This is a genomic window from Ruegeria sp. CG1, assembly GCF_056537265.1.
This window is the reverse complement of record NZ_JBQFRF010000001.1, coordinates 548,415-560,717: the sequence shown is the minus strand read 5'-3', so window position 1 is coordinate 560,717 and position 12,303 is coordinate 548,415. Positions and strand designations below refer to the sequence as shown.

Here is a 12,303-nt window from a genome sequence, read left to right as displayed (position 1 = left end):
CCACAGGAGGCGAACATGACATCAGTGAACGAGGAACAGGCGGAATTCTGGGGAAACTCGGAACAGGGCACCAAATGGCTGACCTATGAGGATCAGCTTGACCACGCCTTCGCGCCCGTTCTTGATCTCGTTCTGAACCGGGCCGCCCTGTCGGCGGGTATGCAAGTGCTGGATATCGGATGTGGCACGGGCGTCAGCGCAATCGCTGCCGCTCGCGCGGTAGAACCGAACGGGCACGTTCTGGCCGCTGACATTTCACAGCCCTTTCTGGACCGCGCAGCCAAACGCGCTGAAAGCAAAGGGATACAGACTATCACTTTTCAGCACGCGGATGCCCAAACCTACACGTTTGAACCCGGACAAATGGATGCCGCAATCTCCCGGTTTGGTGTCATGTTCTTTAGCGACTCGATCGCAGCATTCCGAAACATCGCCTCGGCACTGAAACCAGGTGGGCAAATGACGTTCGCTTCCTGGGGGCCATTGGACGTCAACCCGTGGTTCAAGATACCCCATGTCGCCGCCGTTCGGCGAATGGGTCAACCGCCCCGCGTAGACCGCTATGCGCCCGGGCCGCTGGCGTTCCACGACATCGACCATGTCAAAGGTCTGATGACCCAAGCGGGGCTGTCTGAAATAACCGGCGACGCGATCACAGTGAACCTGACGGGTTTTGGCGGCGTTGAAGGCACGGCGAGGCTGGTGACACGTGTTGGTCCTGCGGGCCGTGTTGTTGCTCATTTCGAAGGGAGTGAGGCTGATACTGACGCTATTCAAGAAGCGGTCGCAAAAGAGTTCCGACAGTATAAGTCTGGTTCGGAGATCCTCATCCCGGCGATGATCAACCTCTATCAGGCCCGACGCGAAGAATGATTGGAGCGGGTAGCGGGAATCGAACCCGCGCGTTCAGCTTGGGAAGCTGACAGGCTACCATTACATCATACCCGCCGCTGGGCATTGATTAGCACTGCTCTTTACTGGGGTTCAAGGGTCAACAAACGCTGACGAATCGAAAAGGCCGGATCAAAAAAATCCGGCCCAATTCATTGTTTTATTTACCTTAAGCGCGGCGACGACGACCACCGCCACGACGTCCGCGTGCACCCTCGCCTTCAGCTCCGGCCTCGGCGGGTGGTTTGTTGAACCTGATCCACTCACCACCATGCGCATCATTGTTGGTCAGCAGGTTGGCGGCGCGGATGGCCTCCATCTCTTTGCCCGCGCGCGGAAGGGTCGAACCCAGACCGAACATCTGTACAAAGGTTTCGTCGTCCATATCCTCGGGCAGAATGATACCGGCGGCAGCAACGGCCTCTTTCTTTTCAGCAATCTTCTTCTGAGTCACCGGCAGAGCCACCGGGTTCATGATCGCCGAAGTCATTCCAGCACCCATTGCCATCGGCAGGAAGGCGTTGTTGATACCGTGACGGTTCGGCAGGCCGAACGAGATGTTGGACGCACCGCATGTGGTGTTCACGCCCAGCTCCTCCCGCAGACGACGGACCAGAGCAAACACCTGCTGGCCAGCAGTTGCCATCGCACCAATCGGCATGACCAGCGGATCGACCACGATGTCATGAGCCGGGATGCCGTGATCGGCTGCACGCTCAACGATGGTTTTGGCGACGGCAAAACGCACATCAGGGTCTTCCGAGATTCCGGTGTCATCGTTCGAGATCGCCACAACGGGTACGTTGTATTTCTTGACCAGTGGCAGAACCAGTTCCAGACGCTCTTCTTCACCGGTGACCGAGTTCAACAGCGGACGACCTTCCGCCGCCTCAAGACCGGCTTCCAAAGCGCCCGGAACCGAGGAATCGATGCAAAGCGGTACATCAACAAGCCCCTGCACCAGCTCGACGATCTTGGTCATCAGCGGCGGCTCGGTCTCGTTCGGGTTGGGGTTCGAGTTGTAGACGACACCTGCGTTGATATCCAGAACGGTCGCGCCTGCAGCGACCTGCGCCAGAGCATCCTTTTCGACTGTCGAGAAATCGCCTGCTTCCAATTCGGCAGCCAGTTTCTTGCGGCCCGTTGGGTTGATCCGCTCACCGATAACGCAGAACGGTTCGTCAAAGCCCAGAACGGCAGTTTTTGTTTTTGATTCTACGACTGTACGGGTCATGTCCGTTCCTTAGGAGTTAACCGGCTTTGCCGAAGCGCCGCCGTTGTTGATCGCCCAGTTGGCGTTGGTCTTGATCCCGCCCAGCGGGAAGAAGTGTACCTTGGTGATATTGAAATCCGGGTTGGCTGCCTTGTGATTGGCCAGTTCGGTGACCACATCGGTTGGCTCGTAAGGCAACAGCAGCTTGGACACGTCCATGGCGCGCTTCTGCAGGACTTTCAGCGATGGACCAACGCCGCAGGCGATAGCGAATTTGATCAGCGTCTGCAGCTTCGCCGGGCCCGCGATACCGATATGGATCGGCAGATCAATACCCGCTTCTTTCAGGCTATCTGCCCAAGCGATGATCGGCTTGGCGTCGAACGCAAACTGAGTGGCCAGCGCCATTTCGGCGTCGGTGGTTTCCGAAAACTTCTGCTTCCAGCGCAGCGCGTCATCGACATTCTTGGTCGAGCCGTCGGGATCGATATCCTTGTTGCCTTCGGGGTGACCGGCTACGTGCAGTCGCTTGAACCCCGCCTTGTCGAACAGTCCGGTTTCCAGCAGCTGCATCGAGCTGTCGAAATCACCATGCGGTTTGGCGACCCCACCGGCCAGCAGAAGCGCCTGCTCGACACCCGCTTCACCCTGATACATGGAAATCCAGTTTTCCAGCGTTGCGGCATCCTTGATGATCCGTGCCGGGAAATGCGGCATGACAGGGTAACCTTCGGCCGCGATACGCTTGGCGGTTTTGACCATGTCTTCGATTGGCGTGCCCTCGATATGGGCGATGTAGACACGGGTGCCTTCTGGCAGCAGCGCGCGGAAATCTTCGACCTTTTCTGCAGTGCGCGGCATCACCTCGATCGAGTAGCCCTGCAAAAAGGCTTCGACGGTCGGGTTCACAGGGCCGTTTTCGACCGCATCACGTTTCTTGAAGTTCAGCAAAGCCATAGCGGCCTCCCATAAAGATCTGGGGCTCATGCCCAACCGTCATTGGCGATCAGGGTCTTGATACGGTCCTGATCGTACTCTGTTTCCAAACGCGCGGCCTCGGCTTCGGCAATTTCGGACGGGTCGCCCTCAACTGCGAAAGGCTCGGCTTTGCGCCACTCGGCCAGATAGGCATCACTATCCTTGGCGTTCACCTTCATTGCGGCCCGGTCGATGGCTTGTTCAAACCGCTCTTCCAACTGCCGCTTAGCGCCACGACGGCCCTTGCCGACGATGACTTGGGCGGGAATATCGCGCCAATATACGATGGTGACGTCAGGCATTACCGTGATTCCTCCTAACCAGATGGACCGGTTCTAAACTTCAATGTGGGTCCAAGTCGGTCGATTTTCGACATACGGCGTATTTGCAGCGACCTTTTTGCCCACGGCTGCGTACCGCAGCTTTTAAAGCCTTGGTGGCCAAAACCGAACATCAAAATCCTAATGACTTTAATGAGCGTCTTGCGTGATCCAATTGCGCGACCTATGGTCGGGGTAACTCGAAAATCGGAGGGCGTTTAAGATGGCGCCCAAGCGTCCCAGAGGTGCGGGCGCGTTCCCGAAAGCGGTCGAAAGCCCCGCGCCGGCAAGACCCGATCCAGATGCGTTATATGCGGCACTGGATTTGGGGACAAATAGCTGCCGCATGTTGATCGCCCAGCCCAAGGGCAGTGGATTTCATGTGGTGGACAGCTTCTCCAAATCGGTGCAGTTGGGTGCCGGTCTGGAACGCACCGGGCGGTTGTCGCGGGCGTCCATGGCACGTACCGTACAGGCGCTGCGGATTTGTCAGCAAAAACTCAAACGTAACAAGGTCAAGCGCATGCGCTTGATCGCAACCGAGGCTTGCCGTCGCGCCAAGAATTCACGCGATTTCATCCGGCAAGTTAAACGCGAAACCGGCCTGACGCTCGACATCATCCAGCCCGAGGAAGAAGCACGTCTGGCTGTGATTTCCTGTGCACCGCTAGTGTCGACCAAGACCGAGCAATTGTTGGTCGTCGATATCGGCGGCGGCTCAACCGAATTGGTCTGGATCGACATCTCCTCTGTTCCTCGTCGGGATCGGCCTGCCGCGATTATGAGATTGCATAACGGGTTCCACACACCTGAAAGCCCTTTCCCTGCGGCCAAAGTGGTTGATTGGATCAGCGTCCCGCTGGGCGTGGCAACATTGCGTGATCAGTTCAACGACGTCGAAGACGATGCCGCGCGTTTTGCGCTAATGAGCTGGTTTTTCGAAGAAAATCTGGCCGATTTCGCACCTTACAAGGATGAACAGGCCCGCGAAGGGTTTCAGATTGTGGGCACCAGCGGAACGGTGACCACTGTCGCCGCCTCACACCTTGGCCTCAAGCGCTATGACCGGACGAAGGTGGACGGATTGCGGATGACCAGCGATCAGATTGACAAGGTGATACGAGGCTATCTAGAACTCGGCCCTCGTGGGCGCCGCCGTGATCCCCGGATCGGAGAAGATCGGCAGGCCCTGATCATGTCCGGCTCGGCCATCTTGCAGGCGCTGTTGCGCTGCTGGCCCACCGATCGCCTTTCTGTGGCGGACCGTGGGCTGCGCGAGGGTTTGCTTTATGCGCAAATGAGTGCGGACGGTGTATTGGAAGACGGACCGTTCTGATGGCGAAGACACCAACTGGCAAAAGCAACTCGGGTCGCGGGCAACGCGACCTGAAGGTGAAGGTCAAGACAGCGCGCGGGCGCAAGCTCAGCTCGACCCGCTGGCTGGAACGGCAGTTGAACGACCCCTATGTCAAACGCGCGCAGGTCGAAGGCTATCGCGGACGCGCGGCATTCAAGATACTTGAGTTGGACGACAAGTTCCGGTTTCTCGTACCCGGCGCGCGCGTGGTCGATCTGGGTTGTGCGCCCGGTGGCTGGCTGCAAGTCGCCGTGAAACGCGTCAATGCACTCGGCGAGAAAAGCGGCAAGCGCGTCGGCACCGTTCTGGGGGTTGACCTTCAAGAGGTTGAGCCCGTCGCCGGTGCCACCGCGCATGTCCTTGATTTCATGGAAGATGACGCCGATCAGAAGGTCAAGGACTGGCTGGGTGGCAAAGCGGACGTGGTCATGTCTGATATGGCGGCTGCGTCTTCGGGCCACAAACAGACTGACCACCTGCGGATCATGGCCCTGTGCGAAACGGCGGCTTATTTCGCGTTCGACGTGCTGGAAGAGGGCGGCACTTTCGTTGCCAAGGTGCTTGCTGGCGGGGCTGAGGGGGACCTTCAGAAACTGCTCAAGCAGAAATTCAACAAGGTTGCCAATGTGAAGCCTCCGGCCTCACGTTCTGATAGTTCCGAGAAGTTTGTTGTCGCCACCGGCTTCCGGGGTTAAGCGGCGTTAATCCAGATCGATCTTTCCCGGCGCTATGCTCTGTTTCCGCAGAGACGCTGCAGCTATGCCTTGCAGCAATAGTGCTTCGCCATGATTGATATCGACAGGCTTGCGCGCGCGCAGCTCTTCAATACGCTGGTCAAGCGTCGTTTTACGGGCCGCCGTCAGCGGCTTTGCGAGGGTAGCGGTGCGATCCGGCATACATCACCTGTAGCAATCCGAGTGCTTATACCGGTTGGCTAACCGCAGAATGCGCCGTGAAGATGGCGCAAATCTGCCAGTTCCATGCCAGTTATCTCCCGAGTTCCTGCGCCAGTTGCATTAAGTTTGGATCATCGGGAAGAACTAACAAGGCCTCGTCCAATGTCGCCAACGCAGCCTGAACACCGCGATTGATGTGGGCAAGTTGAACCAGCATCGGCCAAGCCTCAACGCGCTGCGGGTCGAGCGTTACAACCTCGCGGAATGCACGTTCTGCAGCCGGCGCGTTTCTGAGCGTAAGCGCCCAGCCACCCAGCACCAAATGGGTCTCAGGAAAGTCCAAACGATTGGAAATGCTACGTTGCCAATCCGCCATGCCCTGCTGCGCGCTTGCGCGTTGGTCTTGCTTCATGGCATGCGCGGGGATCGATAAGAACTCTTTCGCAGCCGAGATGCGTACATTGCGCATGGGGTCGGATAACAACGGCTCTAACCGCGAAGCGCGCAACTGGGCAGGAACCTGCCGCTGCAGTACCGGTCCATTGGCCCGTATCAGTGGGTCCGGATCGGCCAGCAACGGTGCCAGACGCTCGGCAAGATCAGGCGTTGCAAAAGGTTGCAACAAATACAGAGCGGTTGCGCGAACGATACCTGCCTGTCCTTCATCCAGAGCGATCGCGACTAGCGTTTCAGGGTCGTCCAATTGACCACTGCCTGCTGCTGCAAATGTCGTGCCATAGTGCGCCACTCTATAGGATGATTCCGGGAACCAGAGTTCAATCTGCTGCGCCGCCCAAGACTGATCTTCATCCGCATGGCAATCGGTGCAGGCATCAGTTCCGAGCCCCAGATCAGGGCGGGGAATGCGGAAGCTGTGATCGCGCCTGCCATCTACCCCCATATAGACACGCTCGATCATGTGGCAGTTCTTGCATTGGTCACCCGCAGAATTTTCAGCATGTTGGTGATGCGCGGGCGTGTCATAGTCGGCTTTCCGAAGGGTCGGGAAATCCGGGTTGCCAGCGGGGGAGTGGCATTGGGTACACAACCCATTACCCTCGGCTTTTACCTCAGCCCGGTGCGGATCATGACAATTCATACAACCCACCCCTTCTGCATACATGCGCGACTGCAGGAATGAGCCATAAACATAGACCTCGTCCAAAATCTGGCCATCTGGGTGATACAAACCCGGTCGCAGCAACGCCAGGTTATAGGCGTCGTGATACGGCTTGCCGGGAAGCGGATTACCATCTTCTAACGCCTCGCGCCGGGAATGACAGCCGGCGCATTGCTGAATTTCCGCTTCTGTCTGCCCCCTGCCCCATGTCGTAGGGAATCCGAACTCGCTCAAACCGTCTTGCAACACTTTTCCGGTCGTCCACTCCAAATGCGCAGAACCCGGCCCGTGGCAAGCCTCGCACCCGACACCAATTTCGACCTGTGTCGAGGCATAGCGCCTTTCCTCAGAGTCGTAGTTCTTCACATAACCGGTCGCGTGACACTCGGCACAGCGGGCGTTCCAGCTTTTGTACGGACCGGTCCAGTGCAGCCCATCATTCGGAGGCAGATCCTGATCTGGATAAAGGTGAAACCAACGGCCCTTTTCGACCTCCCAAACAACGTCGAAACTCTGCAACCGGCCGGGTTCGGTTTCGAAAAGATATTGCTGTAGCGGCGCGATACCAACCACTGAATGTACCGGATAGGTCGTTGTAACGCCGTCTTTTTCGGTGACCTGCGCCGTAAGAGCTCCATCTTGATCCGCAAAGGCCACGCTCATTCCATCATGCGAGAATCGTGTTCCATCGAAATCAGCCTGAACATGGCCGTCCTCCACCTCGGTCCAGGCAAGCGCATGGTATGAGCTTTCCCAGGCTTCGGTTTCTTCCTTATGACAATCCGAGCACGCGTCTGATCCAACATAGTCCTGCGCCTGCGACTGCTGCGCGGTTGCCCAAAGGATCGCGGTCGCCAGGATTGCGCGGCGATACATCATTTGCCTTCCGCATTCTGCAGATCGATCAACGCGCCGTTGTATTCAGCCCCGAGGATCAGCATGGCCGAGCACAGGTACAGGAAAATCAGCGCCGCCATCGCCCCCGCAAGCCCGGCATACGTCGCGCTATAGGTCGCAAACTGGGCGATGTAGATCGAAAAGCCCCATCCGCCCGCAGCCCACAAAGCCAACGTCAGGATCACGCCCGGCAAAATCTGCAAAAGGCTGTGCCGACGGGTGGGCAGGATCAGATGGGCCAGAAGAACGGTGCCAGCGGGCACGGCCACGGTAAAGGTCCATCGCAGGCGATCCACCGACAGCCAGTTGTCGACATCCACTGCCGTCTTTTCCGAAACCAGACGGGTATAGACCGGCAAAACGACTTCGACCGCCGCGATGGCCAGAATGGCAGCGCCGCCGATTATGACCAGCGCGAAGCACAACAGTCGGGTTTTCCAGAACGGCCAAGTGTCTTTGTCGTGATAGGCTTGCGCCATCGCCTTTCGCACAGCGGCTACCCCGTTCGACGCAAAGTAGATCGCCAACAAGCCGCCCAAAGTGATCACGCCCGAGCCCGCCCCGGCCAGAACCGCCCGCAGTTCTGAAACGATGGGATCAGCCACGTCTTTCGGCCATGCTCCAAAGATCAGTTCGATCAACTCATCGGTCACATAGCCCTGTGACAAGGCCCCTGCCAACGCCACCGTGAATAGGACAAACGGAAACAAGGCCATCATCAACGACATGGCGACATGGCTGCTCATGACAAAGCCGTTTTTGTCATTGAACCGGCGCACAGCAAGCCAGAGCGCACGCAGGAATTGGCCGAACGAGGGAATCAAAACAGTTGGCATTGCGCTAGCCTAGCCTGCCTTTTCCTTTGGCAGAACCGTCAATCGGATCAGGCCACCGATTTCATGCGTATAACCTTCTGTATGGATTGCATAAACCCGCCAGCCTGTGCAGGATCAATCAAAACACATCCAGGCAGCACTCAGACCAAGGCCATCTTATGACCTCTGACCCAGAAAACAGCCCTTCCCGTGCGCGTCCGCAACTGAGCGTATTGCGGGATGTTGCGATCGTGGCCACGCTAATGGTGCTTGGCCTCTATGCAGGGGCAAACTTTCTGGTGCCGTTGACCATGGCGTTACTGGTCAACGTGCTGATCCTGGCCCTTAGCGACCGGGTCATTGCAGTGACGCGGGTGCCAATCTGGTTGGCGAATGTCGCGGGAGTAACAGTTGTATTGGCCGGTTTGTTCATGATCATGTACATTCTGGGCAGTCAGGCCACGCAGTTTGCACGCTCGATCAACACCTACGAAAGCCAGTTTGACGGGGCTGTTCATAGAATTACCGGGTTGGTCGGCAATGATGTCACAAGTTTTATCCGAGACAATCTGGTCAGCATCGATATGTCCTATGTCGCTCGGATATTGCTGGGCAGCGCCACATCACTGCTTAACCAGTTCTTCCTAATCAGCCTCTATGTCGCCTTTCTGATGGCCGAGCGGTTAGCCTTTCGCAAGAAAATCCAGCTTGCCGCCGGCAACCCACGGCTGGGGGCTGACCTGGCCTTGGTTCTGGATGCGATTTCGTACAGCCTGCAGCGATACGTCGGCGTGAAAACATTTATCAGTCTGATCACCGCCACCATCAGCTACGCTGTATTCAAAGCGCTGGGTCTGGAATATGCTGAAACCTGGGCCGTGCTGACTTTCGCCCTGAATTTCATCCCGTCAATCGGTTCGATCATTGCCGTTATCTTTCCCGCAATGATCGCTCTGGTTCAGTTTGAGACGATCGGGCCATTTCTCGTGATCGTTCTGGGGTGCGGCACACTACAGTTTCTAATCGGCAACTTTCTGGATCCGGCTATGCTGGGCCGATCGCTGAACATGTCGACCTTCCTAGTGATTTTGGCGTTGACCTTCTGGACTACGGTCTGGGGTCTGATCGGAGCGTTCCTGAGTGTGCCTTTGACCGTCTGCATCCTGATCATCTTCAGCCACATCCCCGCGCTGCGCCCTGTCGCGATCTTGATGTCTTTGGATGGAAGGCTCGGTGAGGATGATCGGTCGTCAACCGAACATTCGGCTTGAACGTCCGTCAACTTTGACAGCTAGCGACGAGGGCGCGTCGATCTTTCAACCTCAGCCGACCATACCCGCCTTCGATCAAGTCCAATTCGATAAGCCTGTGTAATGCTCGGTGAAGCGTTGGCGCAGAGACTGCAATCATAGCCGCCAGCTCTTCCTGCGAAACCGGTATCCAACCCTCTGCGTCGGATGTCACCTCATCCAGATGCAGCAACCTCAGAACCAGCCGTTTCTCGGTGCCGGTCACCGCAAGATTGGCTACGATACGCAGGGCTTTTTGCATGTTTTCATGACTTAAGGCGTAGAAATCCCGAACAAAGTCAGGAGAATCCTGCACTAAGCGTTCTAGCCGCGAGGCCGGAAAGAAAAGCGTCTCGGTTGGCCGAGTCGCTACCACGCTGATCAGCCGATGTGCAGTCGCAAACAACGCGAGATCGCCGATCCAAAAGCCACGTCCCTCTTGGTGTATGACAAATTCCTGACCGTCATCTGCGGGGACGGTGATCTTAACACTACCATCCAATACAGCGTGAATCCCGTTGGCGGGATCACCCTGGACAAACAAAGCTTCGTCAGCACCGTAAGTTCGGCGCACGGCGCTGCGCATCAGAGCATCCTGAAAGGCGGGAGATCTGGCTTTGAACCAGGAACTTTCCTGCAGCGCGTCTAGATCAGTTTCAATTAATGCCATCTATATATTTAAACTTCATCATATGATAAATTTCAATCAGGCTCACTGGCCTACATTACTTACACACGAATCCCGCAATCTGGCTATTTTCGCGGGATATCCACTGCTTAACGACTGCAACTAATCCTATTCTGGACACAAGTCTCAGATAGTTCACAGGGACAAATTGTCCACAAGTTCAGGAGTAAAACATGTTAACTACAACCCGGTTCTTGGAAAGCTGGCGTATCGGACTGCGCCGTACCGCAGCAGCGTCGATTGCCGTTCTGGTCGCACTGCCCGCATGGGCGCAGGATCAAAAACCCAACATTTTGGTCATTTGGGGCGATGACATCGGCCAATCCAACATTTCGGCCTACACAATGGGCCTTATGGGATACCAGACCCCCAATATCGACAGGGTCGCCGATGAAGGCATGATCTTCACCGATTATTATGGCGAGCAATCCTGCACAGCTGGCCGCTCATCTTACATCATGGGCCAATCGGTGTTCCGGACTGGACTGTCCAAGGTTGGCTTGCCTGGCGCTAAAGAAGGGATGCAGATCGAAGACCCCACGATTGCAGGGTTGCTTAAGGATCATGGGTACGTGACCGGCCAGTTTGGCAAGAACCACCTGGGCGACCGGGATGAGCATCTGCCGACAAATCACGGATTTGATGAGTTTTTTGGGAATCTCTATCACCTCAATGCCGAAGAAGAACCCGAGCATGAAGATTATCCCGGGGACGCGGTTCTGCCCGACGGGCGCACGTTCCGCGAGGCCTATGGTCCGCGCGGTGTGATCAAGTCCAGCGCAGGCGGCCCCATCGAAGACACCGGTCCACTGACACGCAAACGCATGGAAACGGTGGATCAGGAAACCCTGGAAGCTGCCGTTGAGTTCATTCGTGAGGCCAACCAGAACGGCACACCATTCTATGTCTGGTGGAATGGCACACGCATGCATTTCCGCACCCATGTCGGGGAAGAAATGCGCGAAACAGCCAACGAAATCCTAGGTAGTCCGGCCGATGAATACACGGCGGGCATGATCGAACATGACATTCAGGTCGGCCAACTGCTTGATCTGCTGGACGAACTCGGCATCGCCGACAACACTATCGTTCATTATTCCACCGATAACGGCCCGCATTACAACACTTGGCCGGATGCCGCTTCGACACCGTTCTGGGGCGAAAAGAATACCAACTGGGAAGGCGGCTGGCGCGTACCATCCATGGTGCGTTGGCCCGGTAAGATCGAAGCGGGTTCGATCTCGAACGAAATCGTGCATCACATGGATTGGCTGCCCACCTATCTGGCGGTCGCTGGCGACCCCGAAATCAAGGAAAAGCTGAAAGCCGGCTATTCCTCACCTGCCATGGGTCGCGACTACAAAGTGCATCTGGATGGCTACAACATATTGCCACTGCTGACTGGTGAGACCACTGAAAGCCCCCGCCGTGAAATCTTTTATTTCACGGATGACGGCGACCTGTCTGCTTTGCGTTTTGACGACTGGAAGCTGATCTTTTTGGAGCAAAAAGCATGGGCCACCCTGCGCGCATGGATGGAACCATTCACAGAACTGCGCGTGCCGATCATCGTGAATTTGCGCCGCGACCCTTATGAGCGTGGATACCGTACATCCAACACATACTACGACTGGATGATCGACCGGGTGTATTTCCTAGTACCGGCGCAGCAATATGTGGCGAGTTTCCTGAGTACTTTCCAAGAATTCCCACCACGTCAGAAGGCGGCGAGCTTCAGCCTGGATCAGGTAATGCAGAAATTGGCCACACCGACTTCGAACTAGAAAACAAGACAGGGGCCGCCGTAAAGCGCGGCCCCTTTTTCCAGTATCAGAGGCT

Annotated in this window: 12 protein-coding genes and 1 tRNA gene; 5 read left to right on the top strand and 8 right to left on the bottom strand. The window is 56.6% G+C overall.

Translation table 11 applies throughout. The annotated features are described in order from the left end of the window. The first annotated feature begins 15 nt into the window (after positions 1–15). Positions 16–873, top strand: coding sequence for a class I SAM-dependent methyltransferase (locus tag ACR0AU_RS02815; RefSeq protein ID WP_480795242.1), 858 nt, complete (start codon positions 16–18; stop codon positions 871–873). A gap of 1 nt (position 874) precedes the next feature. Here ACR0AU_RS02815 and ACR0AU_RS02810 read toward each other — a convergent pair. The 4 genes from ACR0AU_RS02810 to ACR0AU_RS02795 all read right to left on the bottom strand — a co-directional run bounded on the left by ACR0AU_RS02810 (position 875) and on the right by ACR0AU_RS02795 (position 3,384). After that, positions 875–948 (bottom strand) — tRNA-Gly (locus ACR0AU_RS02810). 112 nt (positions 949–1,060) lie between these two features. After that, positions 1,061–2,125 carry a methyltetrahydrofolate cobalamin methyltransferase gene (locus ACR0AU_RS02805; protein WP_170393018.1) on the bottom strand — a complete coding sequence of 355 codons (1,065 nt, stop codon included), beginning with the start codon at positions 2,123–2,125 and terminating at the stop codon, positions 1,061–1,063. Between the two features lie 9 nt (positions 2,126–2,134). Next, the gene (locus ACR0AU_RS02800; protein ID WP_170393017.1) at positions 2,135–3,061 is read right to left on the bottom strand and encodes a methylenetetrahydrofolate reductase; all 927 of its coding nucleotides are present in this window, start codon (positions 3,059–3,061) and stop codon (positions 2,135–2,137) included. A 26-nt stretch (positions 3,062–3,087) separates the two neighbouring features. Then, positions 3,088–3,384 (bottom strand): virulence factor, encoded by a 297-nt coding sequence (locus tag ACR0AU_RS02795; RefSeq protein WP_170393016.1) that lies wholly within the window; start codon positions 3,382–3,384, stop codon positions 3,088–3,090. 241 nt (positions 3,385–3,625) lie between these two features. Here ACR0AU_RS02795 and ACR0AU_RS02790 point away from each other — a divergent pair, with 241 nt between their 5' ends. Both ACR0AU_RS02790 and ACR0AU_RS02785 read left to right on the top strand, forming a co-directional pair. Continuing rightward, complete coding sequence (locus ACR0AU_RS02790) at positions 3,626–4,738, top strand: Ppx/GppA phosphatase family protein (RefSeq protein ID WP_170393015.1); 1,113 nt, start codon at positions 3,626–3,628, stop codon at positions 4,736–4,738. Further along, positions 4,738–5,454 (top strand): RlmE family RNA methyltransferase, encoded by a 717-nt coding sequence (locus ACR0AU_RS02785; protein ID WP_170610764.1) that lies wholly within the window; start codon positions 4,738–4,740, stop codon positions 5,452–5,454. Before ACR0AU_RS02790 ends, ACR0AU_RS02785 begins: the two co-directional genes overlap by 1 nt. A 6-nt stretch (positions 5,455–5,460) precedes the next feature. Here the strand turns inward: ACR0AU_RS02785 and ACR0AU_RS02780 are convergent, their stop codons facing one another. The 3 genes from ACR0AU_RS02780 to ACR0AU_RS02770 all read right to left on the bottom strand — a co-directional run bounded on the left by ACR0AU_RS02780 (position 5,461) and on the right by ACR0AU_RS02770 (position 8,508). Further along, on the bottom strand, positions 5,461–5,655 hold the full coding sequence (locus ACR0AU_RS02780) for a hypothetical protein (protein WP_170393013.1): 195 nt from the start codon (positions 5,653–5,655) through the stop codon (positions 5,461–5,463). Positions 5,656–5,746: 91 nt separating this feature from the next. Then, the gene (locus tag ACR0AU_RS02775; protein ID WP_480795395.1) at positions 5,747–7,651 is read right to left on the bottom strand and encodes a cytochrome c3 family protein; all 1,905 of its coding nucleotides are present in this window, start codon (positions 7,649–7,651) and stop codon (positions 5,747–5,749) included. Continuing rightward, entirely contained in the window at positions 7,651–8,508 is an 858-nt protein-coding gene (locus ACR0AU_RS02770) for a YihY/virulence factor BrkB family protein (protein WP_480569783.1), read from the bottom strand. Before ACR0AU_RS02770 ends, ACR0AU_RS02775 begins: the two co-directional genes overlap by 1 nt. A gap of 158 nt (positions 8,509–8,666) precedes the next feature. Between ACR0AU_RS02770 and ACR0AU_RS02765 the strand changes: the two genes are divergently transcribed. Next, on the top strand, positions 8,667–9,758 hold the full coding sequence (locus ACR0AU_RS02765) for an AI-2E family transporter (protein WP_170393011.1): 1,092 nt from the start codon (positions 8,667–8,669) through the stop codon (positions 9,756–9,758). A 7-nt stretch (positions 9,759–9,765) separates the two neighbouring features. Here the strand turns inward: ACR0AU_RS02765 and ACR0AU_RS02760 are convergent, their stop codons facing one another. Further along, positions 9,766–10,446 carry a Crp/Fnr family transcriptional regulator gene (locus ACR0AU_RS02760; RefSeq protein WP_480795241.1) on the bottom strand — a complete coding sequence of 227 codons (681 nt, stop codon included), beginning with the start codon at positions 10,444–10,446 and terminating at the stop codon, positions 9,766–9,768. 191 nt (positions 10,447–10,637) lie between these two features. Between ACR0AU_RS02760 and ACR0AU_RS02755 the strand changes: the two genes are divergently transcribed. Continuing rightward, positions 10,638–12,248, top strand: a complete 1,611-nt coding sequence (locus tag ACR0AU_RS02755) for an arylsulfatase (RefSeq protein ID WP_255612093.1) — start codon at positions 10,638–10,640, stop codon at positions 12,246–12,248. Positions 12,249–12,303 lie beyond the last annotated feature (55 nt).